Here is a 16,450-nt window from a genome sequence, read left to right as displayed (position 1 = left end):
CGCGCCCCACCGGGAGCCTTCGTTGAGACTGCGTCAGCATGCCCTCCGCCGCTTAAGCGCGGCCTGCGCCACCCTCGCCACCGCCGCCGGACTGCTAGCCGCCGCCGGCGCCGGGCCCGCCCAGGCGGCCACTCCCCGCGCGGCCACCCCACTGCCCGCGCACGTCTTCGCCCCCTACTTCGAGGCGTACTCCTCCGACAGCCCCGCCGACCTCGCGCAGAAGTCCGGTGCGAAGTACCTGACGATGGCCTTCGTCCAGACCGAGGCCAAGGGCTCCTGCACCCCGTACTGGAACGGCTCCACCCAGCAGCCCGTCGCCGACTCCGTCTTCGGCGCCGACTTCGCCGCGATCCGCGCGCGCGGCGGCGACGTCATCCCCTCCTTCGGCGGCTACGCGGCCGACAGCGGGGGCACCGAGATCGCCGACAGCTGCACCAGCGTCGACTCGATCGCCGCCGCCTACCAGAAGCTCGTCACCACCTATGACGTCAGCCGCCTCGACATGGACATCGAGGACAAGTCCCTGACCGACAAGGCGGCCGTCGACCGCCGCAACCAAGCGATCAAGAAGCTGCAGGACTGGGCCGCCGCCTCCGGCCGCCCCCTCCAGATCTCCTACACCCTCCCCACCACCACGAGCGGACTCGCGAGCAGCGGACTGGCCGTCCTCAAGAGCGCCAAGGCCGCCGGGGCCAGGGTCGACGTGGTCAACCTGATGACCTTCGACTACTACGACGGCGCCGCCCACGACATGGCCGCCGACACCCGCACCGCCGCCACCGGCCTCCACGACCAGCTGGCCGCCCTCTACCCGGACCGGACCCCCGCGCAGCTGTGGGGCATGATCGGGGTCACCGAGATGCCGGGCATCGACGACTACGGCCCCGCCGAGACCTTCACCACCGCCAACGCCACCGCCGTCTACGACTGGGCGGTGTCCAAGGGCATCAACACCCTCTCCTTCTGGGCCCTCCAGCGCGACAACGGCGGCTGCCCCGGCACCGGCGGCTCCGACACCTGCTCCGGCATCGCCCAGGACCCCTGGTACTTCACCCGTACCTTCGCCCCGTTCACCGGCGGCGGCGGACCGGCCGCCGACGACTTCTCGGTCTCCGTGGCCCCCGGCTCCGCCTCCGTCGCCCCCGGCGGGACCGCCACCGCCACCGTCTCCACCCAGGTGACCTCCGGTGCGGCCCAGCCCCTCGCGCTGACCGTCTCCGGGGCCCCCGCCGGCGTCACCGCCACCCTCACCCCCGACTCGGTCACCGCCGGGGCCACCGCGAAGCTCACGGTCGCCGCCTCGGCCACCGCCGCACCCGGCACCTACCCGCTCACCGTCACCGCCGCCGGGAAGACCAGCCACGGCGCCGCCTTCACCCTCACCGTCTCCGGCCCGGGCGGCGGCAGCGGCGCCCTCGTCAACGGCGGCTTCGAGAGCGGCTCCCTGGCCCCCTGGACCTGCGAGAACGGCGGCGCGGTCGTGACGGCCCCGGTCCACGCGGGCACGTACGCCCTCCAGGGCAACCCCGACTCCGCCCACACCGGCGAATGCGCCCAGACCCTCACCCTGGCCCCCAACACCGCCTACGCCCTCAGCGGCTGGGTCCAGGGCAGCTACGCCTACCTGGGCGTCCGGGGCGGGGCCAACGCCAGCACGTGGACCAGCGCCACCGGCTGGACCAAGCTGACGGTGCCCTTCACCACCGGCGCCTCCGGAACCGTCACGGTCTACCTCCACGGCTGGTACGCGCAGGGCCCCGTCCGCGGCGACGACTTCGCCGTGAACCAGGCGGGTTAGGCTCGGCCCACCGCCCGGCTCCGTACCGGTCCACCGAGGGAAGGAAACCCCCGCATGCCCGGCCCCGCCGTCCTCCGGATCCTGCGCGCCGCCGACCGCAGCGCGGTGCCCTGGAAGAACGGCGGCGGGGTCACCCGCGAGATCGCGGCCGCGCCCGAGGGCGCCGGGACGGAGGACTTCGGCTGGCGGGTCAGCCTCGCCGAAGTCGCCGCCGACGGACCCTTCTCGCAGTTCCCGGGAGTCGACCGCACCCTCACCCTCGCCGAGGGCGCCGGCATGGACCTCACGGTCGCCGGCGCACCCCGGCGCGTGGACGAGCGGTACGCGCCCTGCGACTTCCCCGGGGACGAGCCGACCGGCTGCCGGCTGCTGGGCGGTCCCGTGGTGAACTTCAACGTGATGTACCGGCGCGGCCGCGTCGAGGCGCACACCGCCGTCGTCCGGGGCGTGCTCCCCCTCTCCGCCCCGCCGGGCACCACGCTCCTGGTCGTCGCCCTGGACGGCCCGGCCCGGCTCGACCACCCGGAGGGGCCCGTCGAACTCGGCCCGTACGACGCCGTCTTGCTGCAAGCCCCGCCGGAGCCGTGCCGGGTCCGCACCGCAGGCCGGACGGCCGTCGTCGCACTGCGGACGTCCGGCACGGGCGATTGAGCCGGTGACAGGGGTGTTTCGGACAACCGTTCCCGCACGCTTGGGTCAAGGGCCGGTAAAGCGCCATGCTGGCGCGCATGTCGTCGAACACGCACGCGCCGAACGTGAATCCGATGCGCGACGGGGCCGCGCCCAGCCGGCGCGCCCTGCTGCGCACCGCCGTCGCCGGTACGGCCGCCGCCGGATCCGTCCTCGCCCTCGGCCCCGCCTTCCCCGCCTCCGCCGCCCCGTCGCCGGGCACCGCCGGCCGCCCCACCACACCCCGGCAGGCCCTGCGCGAACTGGAGGCCGGCAACCGGCGCTGGCGCACCCTCCGCGAGGAGCACCCGCACGAGTCGCCGTCGACCCGGCTGCGGCTCGCCACCGGGCAGCACCCCTTCGCCGTCGTCCTCGGCTGCGTGGACTCCCGCGTCCCGCCCGAGCTCGTCTTCGACCAGGGGCTCGGCGACCTGCTGACCGTCCGCTCGGCCGGCGAGGTACTGGACGAGGCCGTGCTCGGCAGCATCGCCTACGGGGTGCTGGAACTGGCCGTCCCCCTGGTCCTGGTCCTCGGCCACCAGTCCTGCGGTGCCGTCGGCGCGGCCGTCCACGCCGACGAGACGGGCGGCCGGCTCCCCGCCCACATCCAGTACCTGGCCGACCAGATACGCCCGTCCATCGACCACGCACAGCAGGGCGACGCCCGCGTCGCCGCCACCATCGACGCCCACGCCCGCCGCACCCGCGACCGGCTCGCCGCCGAACCCGACCTGGCCCGCGCGGTCTCCGCCGGCCGACTCGTCGTGGCCGCCGCCCGCTACGACCTCCGCGACCAGCGAGTACGCACCCTGGTCTAGGCCGTCTCTTCCGGATCTCGCCTGGCCCGCGCCGCCCGGCACCGCACCTCTCCCCCAGCTACCGCTGGGAGGTGCCCCCAGCCTTGGCGGGGCACCAAGTACGTCCAGTACGGCGGCGCCCCGCCAAGGCGCCGATGCACGGCACCGACCGACGCGGGCTTAACCGGCAAGATCCGAAAGAGACGACCTAGCCCCAACTCCCCACCGCCCGGCGGCCCCGGGGAGATACGGGCACCGCACCCCGGGCAGAATCGAACGGTGATCACGACCGAATCCGAGACGGACCCCTTCGACGAGCACCGAAGGCTGCTCTTCGCCACCGCCTACCGCATGCTCGGTACCGTCAGCGACGCCGAGGACATCGTCCAGGACGCCTGGCTGAGCTGGAACAAGGCCGACCGCTCGGAGGTGCGCCACCCCAAGGCGTACCTCGTGCGCACGGTCACCAACCTCTCCCTGAACCGCCTCACCTCCGCCCGTGCCACCCGGGAGGAGTACATCGGCCCCTGGCTCCCGGAGCCCCTGCTCACCTCGCCCGACGTGGCGCAGGACCGGGAGCTCGCCGAAAGCGTCTCCATGGCGATGCTGGTCGTCCTGGAGACGCTCTCGCCCCTGGAACGGGCGGTGTTCGTGCTGCGCGAGGTCTTCGGCTTCTCGCACGCGGAGATCGCCGGCTTCCTCGACCGCGAGGAGCCTGCCGTCCGGCAGATCTCCTCCCGTGCGCGCAAGCACATCGCCGCCCGGCGGCCGCGCTTCGACACCGACGCCGCGGAGCGCGAGCGCGTCACGGACCGCTTCCTGACCGCCTGCGCCGGGGGCGACATCAACGCCGTCCTGGAGATGCTCGCCCCCGACGTGACCGCCTGGTCGGACGGCGGCGGCAAGGTCAGTGCCGCCCGCCGCCCGCTGTACGGGCCCGACCACGTGGCCCGCTGGCTCTTCGGCGTGCTCGCCAGGCCCGCCAACGCCGGGGTCACCATCACCCCCGCCCTGATCAACGGGGAGCTCGGCGTCCTCGCGGAGCTGGACGGCGCCCCGACCGCCGCGCTCACCTACGACCTGGAGAACGGCCTGGTCCGCAACCTCCGCATCCAGGTCAACCCGGACAAGCTCGCGGGCCTGCGCCGCTGAAGGACCGCCCTGCCCTGCCCTGCCCTGCCCAGGCCGGGCCGGGCCGGGCCGGGCTCGGTCGGCCGGAAAAAACTCCGTCCCTCCTGTCACATCCGCGGGCCGGACCGCGTCAGGGTGGTGTGAACAAGAACAAGACCGCTCTCGCCGCCCCGCTCGCCGCCGCCCTCCTGGCCGCGGCCGCCACCACCGCCACCCCCGCCGCAGCCGCGTACGGCAGCCCCTGGCACAGCGCCTGGGGTACCTCCCCGCAGGCCCCCACCCACACCGACTGGTTCCCCAACTGGTCCGAGGAGGGCTTCGCCGACCAGTCGGTGCGCCAGGTGATCCGGGCCGGGGCCCAGGGCGGCGAGCTGCGCGTCCGGCTCTCCAACGCCTACGGCAAGACCCCGCTGCGGCTGACCGGCGCGACCGTCGCCAAGAGCGCCGGGGGCGCCGCCGTCCGGCCGGAGACCGTCCGCACGCTGCGTTTCGGGGGCGCGGGCTCGGTGACCCTCCCGGCCGGCGCGGAGCGGTCCAGCGACGCCGTCGCCCTGCCCGTCCAGGCCTTCGAACAGCTCACCGTCACCCTGTACTTCCAGGGCCCGACCGGCCCCGCCACCTTCCACAACGTCGCCATGGCCACCTCCTTCCGGGCCGCCGGCAACCACCTGCGCGACTCCGCCGCGGACGCCTTCTCGGGCGCGGGCGACCAGAGCTTCTCCTGGTACTACCTGGCCGGGATCGACGTGCTGGACCCGGCCGCCCCCGGACCGCGCCGCAGCGCGGTCGTCACCTTCGGGGACTCCCTCTCGGACGGCTTCGGCGCCACCCCCGGTGCCGACCGCCGCTACTCCGACGCCCTCGCCGGACGCCTCGCCGCCCAGGGGGCCGCGCGGCCGGTGCTCAACGCGGGCATCGGCGGCAACAAGGTGCTCACCGACTCGCCCTGCTTCGGCGAGAGCGCCCTGAACCGCTTCCGCCGCGACGCCCTCGGCCGCCCCGACACCGCCGCCGTGATCGTCCTGGAGGGCACCAACGACATCGTCCAGCCCGACGGGGTCCAGGACCGCTGCACCACCGGCCCCCGGGTCACCGCCCAGCAGATCATCGCCGGATACCGCGAGCTGATCCGCGAGGCCCACGCCCGCGGCGTGAGGATCATCGGCGGCACGGTCCCGCCCTACGGGGACTCCGCCTACTGGACCGCGCAGGGCGAGCAGGTGCGGGCCGAGGTCAACCAGTGGATCCGCACCAGCGGAGCCTACGACGCCGTCGTGGACTTCGACCGCGCGGTGGCCGACCCGGAGCACCCGGAGAAGCTCAAGGCCGACTTCGCCTTCGCCGACCGCCTCCACCTCAACGACGCCGGCTACCGGGCGATGGCCGAGGCCGTCGACCTCAACGCCCTCTAGGGCAGGGGCAGGCCGGTCACCACCGCGGGTGGTGCGCGAGCGAGACTCAAGCCCCCCGCGAGCCGGGCACCAATCGCGCACCACCGCAGCTGGCTACTTTTCGAAGGACCGCCCGCACGTCCAGCACCAAAGGGGGAGGCACGTGGACAACGCGCTCACCACCCGCCGCATCGCGGCATCCTTCGAGGACCTCGTAGGCGACACCCCGCTCCTGCGGCTCCAGCTCGACGGTCTGCCCGCCACCGCCCGGGTCCTCGCCAAGCTGGAGGCCGCCAACCCGCTGTCCAGCATCAAGGACCGGGCCGCCCTCTTCATGCTGCGGGCCGCCGAGGAGTCCGGCGCGCTGGTGCCCGGTGCCACCGTCATCGAGTCGACCTCCGGCAACACCGGCATCGCCCTCGCCGCGCTCTCCGCCTCCCGCGGCTACCGGTGTCTGATCGTCCTGCCCTCCAACGCCTCCAGCGAGCGGGTGCTGACCCTGCGCATGCTGGGCGCCGACGTCGAGTTCACCGACCACACCCTCGGCTTCCGCGCCTGCGTCGAGCGCGCCGAGGAGCTGCACGCGCAGATGCCCGGCTCCTGGTACGCGCGCCAGCACGAGAACCCCGACAACGTGCGCGCCCACTACGAGACGACCGGGCCCGAGATCTGGCGCGACTCCGGCGGCCAGGTCGACTACCTGGTGTGCGGGGTCGGCACCGGCGGCACCCTCACCGGCATCGCACGCTACCTCCGCGAGTGCAACCCCGCCCTGAAGGTGGTCGCCGTCGAGCCCGCCGGCTCCGCGCTGCTCTCCGGCGGCGCGCCCGGCCCGCACCGCATCCCCGGCCTCAACGGCGGTTTCATCAGCCCCGTCACCGATGTCCACCTCATCGACGAGGTGATCGCCGTCGACGACGCGGACGCCGCCGCCACCACGCGTGCCCTCGCCGCCCGCACGGGGCTCCTCGTCGGGATCTCCGCGGGCGCCGCCGCGTACGGCTGCCTCGAACTCGCCCGCCGGCACGACCTGTCGGACGCGGTCGTGGCGACCGTGTTCGCCGACAGCGGCGAGCGCTACCTCAGCTGGTGGCCGGAAGACCACACCGCCGGCCGGCCCTGAACGGCCGACCGGGCCCCGCCCCCCACCGTCCGCACCCCGACGCCCGCCCGAGTACGAGCCCGAAATTCCCTGCCGCCGCAGGGGGAGAAGAGAGCGAATGAACCCCGAGCGCACCCTGCTGCTCGTCGGTGGAACCGACGAGACCGTGCAGAAGGCCCACGACCTGGGGCTGAACGTGCTGCTCCTTCAGCACCCGACCAAGGTGAGCGAGCTGCAGAACCGCCTCGCCGCGGCCGTGGAGGTCGTCGACTTCACCGAGTGGTCCCTGGTCGAGCCCCTGGTGCGGGCCTGGCACGAGAGCCCCGGCTTCGCCGCGGCCGTCTCCCTCACCGAGCCGGGACTGGAGAACGCGGGCCGGATCAACGACCTCTACGGGCTCGGGGGCACCGGCTACGAGGTCACCGCCCGCATCCGGGACAAGGCCGCCATGCGCCGCTACGTCGCCGAGCACGACCCGGACCACGCGGTGGGCGCCCGCTCCCTGAAGACCCGTGAGGACCTGGACGCCTTCGGCGCCTCCTACGGCTTCCCCTTCATCGTCAAGCCCGTCGACGCCACCGCGAGCATCGGCGTCATGCGGGTGGCGGGCCCCGAGGACGCCGACCGGGTCTGGGACGAGGTCACCCGGCTCTCCGGCACCCGCACCGACCGGGTCTCCTCCCTCTTCGTCCTCAAGGACTTCCTCATGGAGGAGTTCCTCGACGGCCCCGAGTTCAGCGTCGAGTCCTTCAGCTTCGCCGGCCGCCACGTGATCGTCACCATCACCGAGAAGTTCACCTCGGACGGCCACTTCGCCGAGCTGGGCCACGCGGTCCCGGCCCGGCTCTCCGAGGCCGACGACGCGGCGATACGCGAGGGCATACGCGGCTTCCTCGACGTGATGGGCATGCGCGACGGCGTCTGCCACACCGAGGTCCGCCTCACCGCCAAGGGCCCGCGCGTCATCGAGGGCCACAACCGCATCGGCGGCGACTCCATCCCCGAACTGGTGCGCAGCGCCTTCGGCGTCGACCTGGTCACCCTCGCCGTCGGCCACCCCTTCGGCCTGGTCGAGGAGCTGCCCGACCGGCCGCAGGCGCACGGCGGCGCCGCCGTGCGCGCCCTGGTCGGCACCCCGGGCACCACCGTGGAGTCCGTCGCCGGCCTGGACGAGGCCCGCGCCGCCGAGGGGGTCATCTCCGTCACCGTCGGCGCCAAGCCCGGCGACGGCGTGCGCGTGCTCACCGACAACTGGGACCGGCTCGGCCTGATCGCCGTCGCCGCCGAGGACACCACGGCGGCGATCCGCCGCGGCGCCGAGGTGATCCGCGAGCACATCCGCATCACCCTGGCCCACCCCGACGGCGCCACCGTCCTCGCGCAGCCCTCCGAGATCGCCCCCCGCGAGAACCTGCTGATCATCCACCGCAACCCGCTGGAGCCGTTCCCGTACCGATCCTGGCTCCCGGACCACACCGGCGACATCGTGGTCCTCGCCAACCGCGAGAAGATCGAGCTCGCCGGCGAGAGGGTCCCCGACGGCAACCTCGGCTACACCCGCCTGGAGATCCACGAGGACTTCGACGCCCCGGAGTTCGAGGCCCGCGCCCTCGAACTCATGGCGGAGCACCGCATCACCGGCGTGGCCGCCCTGCACGAGGGCGACATGGACCTCGCCGCCCGGCTGCGCCAGCGCCTCGGGCTGCGCGGCCCCTGGAAGGACGACGTCAAGCCCTTCCGCGACAAGGCGCTGATGAAGACCCGCGCCCAGGCCTCGGGCATCGAGGTCGCCGCCTGGGTCCAGCCCCGCACCGCCGACGAGGCCCGCACCTTCGCCGAAGCCGAGGGCTTCCCCCTGGTCTTCAAGGAGCGCAGCGGCTTCAACGCGATCGGCCTGCGCATCCTCCACGACGAGGCCTCCTTCGAGGAGACCCTGGGCGAGGTGTACGCGGCCGGCGAGCGCGACGACGTCCTGCTGGAGGGCTTCGTCCCGGGCCGCATGTGCCACGTCGACGGCGTGGTGCGCGACGGCCGCGTCGCGATGGCCTGGCCCTCGCAGTACCAGTACGACCTGTCCTCCTTCGCCTCCGACCCCGGCCCGCGCATCGACCTCACCCTCGACGAGGACGACCCGGTCACCCCGCGCCTGCTCGACCTCGCCGAGCGGGTCCTGGCCGCCCTGGCCCCCGAGGGTTCCCGGCTGCGCGACCACGCCTTCCACATGGAGGTCTTCCTCACCCCCGACGACCGTCTGGTGCTGTGCGAGATCGCCTGCCGCCCCGGCGGCGCCAAGATCCGCGAGGTCTTCCACAGCCTGTTCGGGGTGCACATCGGCGAGTACGCCGTCCGCGCCGAGGCCGGTCACCCGCTCCATGAGGCCGTACGCAAGGGCGACGACCCGGCCGGGCTGCCGAGGCCGCGCCACATGGCGGGCCAGCTGCTGATGATGAAGCGGCCCGGTCTGGTGCGCGAGCTGCCCGCGGTCCCCGACGAGCCCTGGCTCGACGGGTTCTGGCTCTACGCCGAGGAGGGCCAGGTCATCGCCCCGGCCTCCGGCTCCTCCGACTTCCTGGCCGCCGCCGTCGGCAACGCGCCCAACCGCACGGAGTGCGAGCGCCGGCTGCGCGAGCTCGGCGAGTGGGTGCGCGAACACAGCGTGATCGGGGACGCGTCATGACGGGGGGCCGCCTGTCGGCGAAGACGCGCTACATGCTGGGCATGGTCGTCGACGCCACCGGCGCCGGCATGTACCTGCCGCTGTCGCTGCTGTACTTCCACCACGTGACGGGGCTGCCGCTGACCCAGGTGGGCACCCTGATGACGGCCGCCGCCGTGATCGGCCTGATCAGCAACCCGGCGGCGGGCGTCCTCATCGACCGGTTCGGCGCCAAGGCCGTCGTCACCGGCGGGTACCTGCTGCGGGCCGCGGGCTTCTGCACGTACCCGCTGGTGGACAACGGCTACACGATGTTCTGCGTGATCCTGCTGGTGGCCCTGGGCGACACCTCGTTCCCGCCGGCCATCCAGTCGTTCATCGCCGAGTTCGTCAAGGGCACGGAGCGGGACAAGCTGCTCGCCGCGCAGCGCAGCCTGCGCAACGCCGGCCTGGGCGTGGGCGGTCTGATCGCGGGCGGGGTCCTGGCCCTGGGAAGCGACGCGTTCTACTACGTGATCGTGTTCTGCACCGCGGCCGGATACGTGCTGGCGGCCGTCTGCTTCGGGTCCATCCCGATCCCGCGGACGGCCCCCGGCGCGGCGGCCACCCGGGTCTCCCGCAAGGGCGGCTACCGGCTGGTGGCGCGCAACCGGCCCTTCCTGGCCCTGACCCTGCTCAACGTGCCGACCGCGTTCGGCTACACGGTGCTCGCCGTCGGCATCCCGGCGTACGTCACCCAGGACCTGGGGGCGTCCACCTCGCTGGTCGGTGTCCTGTACGCCGTCAACACGGTCGGGATCGCGCTGTTGCAGATCCCGGTCACCCGGGCGCTCGTCGCCTTCCGCCGCTCCCGTGCGGTGGCCCTGGGCGCGGCCGTGTTCGCGGCCTCGTTCGTGGTCTTCGCCACCCTCGCCGCCGTGGGCGACAACTCCGTCATCCTGGTCGGCATCTTCGCCGCGACGGTCCTGTTCACGGCGGGCGAGCTGCTGCACGGCGCCACGGCCTCGGCGCTGTGCGCGCAGGCCGCGCCCGAGGAGACGCGGGGCCGCCACCTGGCCGTCTACCAGCTCTCCTGGGCGGTGCCCAGCGCGCTGGCCCCGGCCGTCCTCACGGCCCTGCTCACCCTGTCGCCGACGGCGATGTGGCTGGTCCTCGCGGTGGGCGCGACGGTCTCGGCCCTGGGCGTGCTGCGCCTGGAGCCCAGGCTGCCGCGGGAGGCGGTCTACCCGGCCCCGAAGCCGGTGCAGAGCGCCCCGGCCGAGCCGGCGCGGGCGCAGCCGGCCTGAGGCCGCCGGTGTGCCCGGTCAGCCCCCTGCCGGACCGCGTTCCCGCGGCCCGGCAGGGGGCTGTGGCGTTCCCGGCGGCGGAGCCGCTCAGGAGGGGAGGCCGGTGGGCAGGGGCTTCTCCGTCGGCAGGCCGGTCCCGGAGGGCGTCGCGCTGCCGCTGGGGGCCGGGGCCGCGGAGGGCGTCAGGGTGCCGGCGGGCGTCCCGGAGGGCTCCGGGGTGGTGCTGGCCGTGCCGCCCGGCGGGGCGCCCGTCAGGATCTCCACCGCGCCGGTGTCGAGCGAGTAGTAGCCGCCGACCACCGACAGGGAGCCCTTGCGGACCAGGGGAGCGAGGTCGGCATTGGCGCGCAGCTCGTCGGCGGTCAGCCGGACCTGGGCGCGGACCATCCGGTCCACCGGGTCAGGGCCGCCCTCCCTGACCGCCTGTTCGTACGCCGGACGCAGGGCCTTGGCGATCGCCTCCAGGTTCCCCGGCAGGGGCTTCCCGTCGCGTGCCGACTTGTACGCGGCGTCGATCGCCCCGCAGCGCTGGTGGCCGAGTACGAGGACCAGCGGGGTGGCGGAGGTCATCGGCCCGTACTCCACGGAGCCCGTGACCACCGGGCCGACGGCCTGCCCGCCGGTGCGCAGGACGTAGATGTCACCGAGCCCGGTGTCGAACAGCAGCTCCGGCGCCACCCGGGAGTCGATGCAGGACAGGACCACCGCGAACGGCGTCTGGCTCTGGGCCACCAGCTGACGGCGCGTCGGGTCCCGGTCGGGGTGCTGGAGGTTGCCGTCCACCCACCGCTTGTTGCCCTCCATCAGCCGTGCGTAGGCTGCGGCCGGCGTGCTCGCCGTGGGGTTGGGTGCGGCGGGCTCGGGGCGGCCCCTGACACCGCCGGACGGGGTGGTGGCCGTCGCCGTGCAGGCCGAGAGCGTGCCCACGGCGAACGCCGCCAGCCCGCCGGCCAGCAGGGCCGTGCGGCGCGGCAGTCCTGCGCTGTCCATCGCTGTCCCTCCGGGGTCGCCGAACGGGCCCCTGTACGGGGGCCCAGGCGACTATCGGACGGGGCGCGGGCGTGGCGGCCGCAGGCGCGAGGGGGAGCGGCCGGGTTTCGCACCGTCGGCCCACACCCGGGAAGGCGCGGTCAGGAGCCGGGTACGGGGCGCGCCGTCACGGACTGGGAGGGGGCCTGGTGCCCGCCCGTGGCCAGCATGCGGACCTCGCCCCGGTCGCTGATCTCCGCGCGGACGATGCCCGTGGCGTCGGCGTACACCGGGTGCCCGCCGGGCCCGGTCGCCTCGGTGCGGTCCACGACCACGGTGTCCTCGCCCGTCCCGGCGCCGCCGGGGAACGTCAGCTCGTAGCGTCCCGTGCTCATGTCTCCATCGTGGGCCGCCCCCGCCCGGCCCGCCTTCCGGCTTTGCCCCCTCTTTGCCGGGCCCGGCGGCACGCCCTACACGGGCGCCGTGCAGATCACGTCGTACGGGCGCCCGATCGAGAGGGTCAGCTCCATCGGCTCGCTGGTGCCCGCCGGGCACTGCTCCTTCTCCTTGACCAGGTCGAGCACCTTGAAGGCGTCGTGCCCGGCGGTCGCGCAGGCCACCTCCTGCGCGGAGGAGGAGACGCAGTCGCCCTTCACGAGCTGCCCGCCGCCGGCCCCCGCGTCCCCGGGGTGGTCGCCGGAGAGGTTGCGGCCGCAGACGGTGTGGGTGGGGATCCCGCCGCCCTTGGACCCGTCCTTGGAGGACCCGTACGACACGGACACCCGAATCATCAGGTCCGTCCCGGCCGGGCACTGGACCGAGCCGGGGAGGATCCCGGCCGAGGTGACCTCCAGCGCCTTGAAGGTGGCGCCGGGGTCGTCGCAGCCCAGCGCCCGGTAGCCGTCCGGCGTCTGCTTGGGGTCGGGGCCGCCGCAGTCGCCGGCCTGCCACGACCCGCTCCTGTCCTTCGACGAGGAGGACGCCCCGGACGCCCCGCCCTTCCCGTCGCACGCGGTCACGAGCGCGAGGCTCAGTCCGAGCGCCGCCACGAGGCCGGCCCGCCGTACGGCGGTGCTGCGGGTACTGCCCTGCTGGAACATGGTTCTCCCTATCGCTTCGGTGCGTCCGCCGCCGCCGGACGGTAGGCGAAGCGGTCGGCGGCGCGGCGCCCCCGCTGCTCCAGCGGCAGCACCCCCGTGGCCGCCGCCAGCCCGAAGGGCGGCATGTCGAAGTAGATCGCCTCGTACGAGCCCTGGGGCACGACGTACGTCTCGTGCCAGAGGCCCACGTGCCGGCGCATCTTCCCGGCCCGGTCCTTGCGGTTGACGGCCGCCCACATCCGGTGGTGCAGCGCGTCCGGCGCCGCCGCGTAGGCGTAGAGCTTCTCCTTGGACTCCCAGTACTGGACCACGTAGTACGTGCGCGGCGAGGCCGTCAGCAGCACGTGGTTCAGCAGTCCGCGGGCCCGGTCCCTCTTCAGCTCGCGCAGCATCCGCGGCATGCCGGTGAACAGGGGCAGCCAGGAGTGCACGGCCCAGAAGCGGTTGATGCGCATCCCGATGAGCAGGACCACGGCGTCACCCTCGAGGGCTGCCGTGGCGCGGCCCGGAACCGGCTTGGCGAACACGGGGCCTCCGGATGTCTGGGGTTGGATAGCGTCGCTGTCCAACAGGGCCTGATGAGATAGTGACGCTATCCGAGGAAAGGCGCAAGGGATGCGGCTGTCAGAGCTGAGCGAGCGCAGTGGCGTCTCCACCGCGACCATCAAGTACTACCTGCGCGAAGGCCTGTTGCCGCCCGGCAGACGGATCAGCGCCACCACCGCCGAATACGAGGAGGCCCACCTGCGCCGGCTGCGCCTGGTCCGCACCCTGCTCCAGGTCGGCGGGCTCTCGGTGGCGGCGGCGCGGGAGGTGCTCAAGCACGTGGACGACGACTCCCTGGGCCGCACGATCCGCCTGGGCGCGGCCCATTGGGCGCTGCCGCACCCGTCCGCGCCGGACGCCGGGGAGGAGGACGAGGCCCTGGCCACGGCGCGGCGGGAGGTGGACCGGCTGCTGGACGACGTGGGCTGGGAGAGCGCCCGTGAACTGGCCCCCCTCAACCCCGACCACAGGTCTCTGGTCGAGGCCGTCGCCTCGCTGATCAGGCTGGGCTATCCGTGGGACGCGGAGATGATGACCCCCTACGCCCGGATGATGCACCAGGTCGCCGTCCACGACCTGGACTTCACGGAGACCTACCCCTCCGACACCGAGCAGGTGGAGGCGGCCGTCGCCGCCACCATCCTCCTCGAACCGATCCTCCGGGCCATGCACCGCATCGCCCAGCAGGAGGAGACGGTCCGCCGCTACGGGATCACCTGAGGGGAGCCGGGCCCGGAGCCCGGCCGCCGGGCCGCTGCCTGGCTACTCGAAGCGGGAGGTGTCGCCCGCACCCCTGCGGACGATCTCGGCCTCCCCGCTGGAGAAGTCGATGACGGTGGTCGGCCGGGTCCCGCAGTCCCCGGAGTCCACCACGGCGTCCACCACGTGGTCGAGCCGCTCCTTGATCTCCCAGCCCTGGGTCATCGGCTCGTCCTCGCCGGGCAGCAGCAGGGTGCTGGAGAGCAGCGGCTCACCCAGTTCCTCCAGCAGCGCCTGGGTCACCAGGTGCTCGGGGATCCGCACACCGACCGTCTTCTTCTTCGGGTGCTGCAACTGGCGCGGCACCTCCGAGGTGGCCTTGAGGATGAAGGTGTAGGGACCCGGGGTCGAGGCCTTGATCGCGCGGAACACGTCGTTGTCCACGTGCACGAACTGCCCCAGCTGCGCGAAGTTCTGGCACACGAGCGTGAAGTGGTGCTTGTCGTCGAGCTCGCGGATCTGCCGGATCCGCGCCAGGCCCTCCCGGTTGCCCAGCTGGCAGCCCAGCGCGAAACAGGAGTCCGTGGGATATGCGATGAGCGCGCCGGAGCGGATGCTGTCGGCCACGCCGCTGATGGTGCGCCGCTGAGGATTCTCGGGGTGCACGTCGAAGTACTTCGCCATCCGCCGAGCCTACGGGACGGGGACGGGGCCGTTCCGCTCCACCCGCCCCTGCTCCGTCCGGGTTCACTTGCGGTGCCCGTTCGGCCGCAGGACCGAGCGTACGATCATCGGTCCGGCTTCCGGTCGCTTTGATGCTGCCATCCGGCACGCACGACAACTGGGAGGGCCGCGTGGCTATGTCGCGGACGAAGGCGTGGACCACGACGGCCGCGGTGACGGGGGCCCTGCTCGCCGTCGCCGCCGCACCCGGCCGCACCCCGGACGCCGACGCCCCGCGGGACACCGGCGCGCCCGCCGCGCGGGACGCGGCCGTCACCCTCGTGGTCGGACGGGCCCTGGACGCCCGGGCCCTGGACCGCGGCCCCGCCCCCGCCGCCCGCTGGTGCGCCGCCCCCGCCTTCGCGAGCGGGCCGTGCGGCACGTGGCGGGAGCAGCGGGTACGGGCCACCGCCCACGGCACCGCGGACCTCCTGTGGAACCCGGCCCTCGGCAGCACCGGCACGCTCCCCACCGCCGCCGGCGGCCCGCTGGAGATCGCCCTCGCCCACGCCGAGGCGGGCCGCCTCACCGACGTGACCGTGCACGACGGACACGGCCGCCTGCTCGCCGGGGAGGTCGCCCCGGACAGCGGTCGCTGGCACAACACCGAGCCCCTGCGCGCGGGGGAGGCCTACACCGTCCGGGTCGGGGCCCAGGACGGCGAGGGCCGCCCCGTCGGCGTGACCCTCGCCTTCCGCACCGCCCGCCCCGCCACCGAAGGGGGCCGCCTCACCGCCGAGTTCGGCCCCCGCCCCGGCACGTACGGGGCCGGGGAGATCGTCACCGCCGAACTCAGCCACCCCGTGCCCGCCGGCGCCCCCGAGCTCCGCGCCCGTGTGGAACAGGCCCTCCAGGTCACCTCCGAACCCCACGTCGAGGGCGCCTGGCACTGGGTCGACGACGCGACCCTGCACTTCCGGCCCCGCACCTACTGGCCCGCCCACACCGTCGTCCGCGTCCGCAGCGGACTCGACGGCGTCGCACTCGGCGACCTGGGATACGGGGGCCCCTCCGAGCCCCTGGAGTTCACCGTCGCCGACCGGATCGAGGCCGTCACGGACTCCGCCGCCCACGAGATGACCGTGCGCCGCAACGGCCGCGTCATCCGCACCATCCCGGTCACCACCGGCAAGGCCGGCTTCCTCACCCGCAGCGGCATCAAGGTCGTCCTCGGCAAGGAGGCCAAGGTCCGCATGCGCGGCGACACCGTGGGGATCCAGAAGGGCACCAAGGAGTTCTACGACCTGCCCGTCCTCTACGCGACCCGGGTCACCTGGAGCGGCGAGTACGTGCACGCCGCGCCCTGGTCGGTCGAGGCGCAGGGGGCGGAGAACGTCAGCCACGGCTGCACCGGCATGTCCACCGAGGACGCCGCCTGGTTCTACGAGACCGTCCGCGAGGGGGACATCGTCGAGGTGGTCAACAGCGGCGGCGACCGGATGTCCCCCTTCGACAACGGCTTCGGCGACTGGAACGTGGACTGGCGGACCTGGCTGGCCGGCAGCGCCCTGGCCCCCGCCTCCGCCCACCCCGCCCCCCGCACGGACGCCGCCGCCTCCCGGCTCGACCCGACGACATGACCC

Annotated in this window: 15 protein-coding genes; 10 read left to right on the top strand and 5 right to left on the bottom strand. The window is 73.9% G+C overall.

What is annotated here, in order from left to right; translation table 11 throughout:
- Positions 1 to 22 precede the first annotated feature (22 nt).
- The 8 genes from BX286_RS02815 to BX286_RS02780 all read left to right on the top strand — a co-directional run bounded on the left by BX286_RS02815 (position 23) and on the right by BX286_RS02780 (position 10,830).
- Positions 23 to 1,798 carry a glycosyl hydrolase family 18 protein gene (locus tag BX286_RS02815; protein ID WP_100862202.1) on the top strand — a complete coding sequence of 592 codons (1,776 nt, stop codon included), beginning with the start codon at positions 23 to 25 and terminating at the stop codon, positions 1,796 to 1,798.
- A 54-nt stretch (positions 1,799 to 1,852) separates the two neighbouring features.
- A complete protein-coding gene (locus BX286_RS02810) occupies positions 1,853 to 2,449 on the top strand; it encodes a HutD family protein (protein WP_079431077.1) in 597 nt (198 codons plus the stop codon).
- A gap of 77 nt (positions 2,450 to 2,526) precedes the next feature.
- Positions 2,527 to 3,285, top strand: coding sequence for a carbonic anhydrase (locus BX286_RS02805; protein WP_100864000.1), 759 nt, complete (start codon positions 2,527 to 2,529; stop codon positions 3,283 to 3,285).
- A 258-nt stretch (positions 3,286 to 3,543) separates the two neighbouring features.
- Complete coding sequence (locus tag BX286_RS02800; protein WP_121014450.1) at positions 3,544 to 4,416, top strand: RNA polymerase sigma-70 factor; 873 nt, start codon at positions 3,544 to 3,546, stop codon at positions 4,414 to 4,416.
- Between the two features lie 119 nt (positions 4,417 to 4,535).
- Positions 4,536 to 5,807: an SGNH/GDSL hydrolase family protein gene (locus BX286_RS02795; RefSeq protein ID WP_121014449.1), complete on the top strand. Its 1,272-nt coding sequence runs from the start codon at positions 4,536 to 4,538 to the stop codon at positions 5,805 to 5,807.
- A 142-nt stretch (positions 5,808 to 5,949) separates the two neighbouring features.
- The gene (locus BX286_RS02790) at positions 5,950 to 6,909 is read left to right on the top strand and encodes a PLP-dependent cysteine synthase family protein (protein WP_079431080.1); all 960 of its coding nucleotides are present in this window, start codon (positions 5,950 to 5,952) and stop codon (positions 6,907 to 6,909) included.
- 97 nt (positions 6,910 to 7,006) lie between these two features.
- Positions 7,007 to 9,565, top strand: a complete 2,559-nt coding sequence (locus BX286_RS37340) for an ATP-grasp domain-containing protein (protein WP_261993321.1) — start codon at positions 7,007 to 7,009, stop codon at positions 9,563 to 9,565.
- Positions 9,562 to 10,830 carry an MFS transporter gene (locus BX286_RS02780; protein ID WP_079431081.1) on the top strand — a complete coding sequence of 423 codons (1,269 nt, stop codon included), beginning with the start codon at positions 9,562 to 9,564 and terminating at the stop codon, positions 10,828 to 10,830. The genes BX286_RS37340 and BX286_RS02780 overlap by 4 nt, the downstream gene beginning before the upstream one ends.
- Before the next feature lie 87 nt (positions 10,831 to 10,917).
- Here the strand turns inward: BX286_RS02780 and BX286_RS02775 are convergent, their stop codons facing one another.
- From BX286_RS02775 to BX286_RS02760, 4 genes are all read right to left on the bottom strand, one after another.
- Positions 10,918 to 11,820 carry a carbonic anhydrase gene (locus tag BX286_RS02775; protein WP_187344069.1) on the bottom strand — a complete coding sequence of 301 codons (903 nt, stop codon included), beginning with the start codon at positions 11,818 to 11,820 and terminating at the stop codon, positions 10,918 to 10,920.
- 140 nt (positions 11,821 to 11,960) lie between these two features.
- The gene (locus BX286_RS02770; RefSeq protein WP_079431082.1) at positions 11,961 to 12,194 is read right to left on the bottom strand and encodes a DUF6296 family protein; all 234 of its coding nucleotides are present in this window, start codon (positions 12,192 to 12,194) and stop codon (positions 11,961 to 11,963) included.
- Positions 12,195 to 12,269: 75 nt separating this feature from the next.
- Positions 12,270 to 12,899 (bottom strand): hypothetical protein, encoded by a 630-nt coding sequence (locus tag BX286_RS02765; RefSeq protein WP_121014448.1) that lies wholly within the window; start codon positions 12,897 to 12,899, stop codon positions 12,270 to 12,272.
- Between the two features lie 8 nt (positions 12,900 to 12,907).
- Positions 12,908 to 13,426: a DUF4188 domain-containing protein gene (locus BX286_RS02760; protein WP_187344068.1), complete on the bottom strand. Its 519-nt coding sequence runs from the start codon at positions 13,424 to 13,426 to the stop codon at positions 12,908 to 12,910.
- An 88-nt stretch (positions 13,427 to 13,514) separates the two neighbouring features.
- Between BX286_RS02760 and BX286_RS02755 the strand changes: the two genes are divergently transcribed.
- Complete coding sequence (locus BX286_RS02755) at positions 13,515 to 14,165, top strand: MerR family transcriptional regulator (protein WP_079431085.1); 651 nt, start codon at positions 13,515 to 13,517, stop codon at positions 14,163 to 14,165.
- 42 nt (positions 14,166 to 14,207) lie between these two features.
- Here BX286_RS02755 and BX286_RS02750 read toward each other — a convergent pair whose 3' ends face one another.
- Positions 14,208 to 14,828 (bottom strand): L-threonylcarbamoyladenylate synthase, encoded by a 621-nt coding sequence (locus tag BX286_RS02750; protein WP_079431086.1) that lies wholly within the window; start codon positions 14,826 to 14,828, stop codon positions 14,208 to 14,210.
- A gap of 176 nt (positions 14,829 to 15,004) precedes the next feature.
- Here BX286_RS02750 and BX286_RS02745 point away from each other — a divergent pair, with 176 nt between their 5' ends.
- Positions 15,005 to 16,447, top strand: coding sequence for an Ig-like domain-containing protein (locus tag BX286_RS02745; protein WP_121014447.1), 1,443 nt, complete (start codon positions 15,005 to 15,007; stop codon positions 16,445 to 16,447).
- Positions 16,448 to 16,450: the final 3 nt, after the last annotated feature.

The sequence above is a fragment of the Streptomyces sp. 3211.6 genome (assembly GCF_003634815.1).
GTDB lineage: Bacteria > Actinomycetota > Actinomycetes > Streptomycetales > Streptomycetaceae > Streptomyces > Streptomyces katrae_A.
The sequence above is the reverse complement of the archived record's forward strand: the minus strand, read 5'-3'. Positions and strand labels throughout refer to the sequence as shown.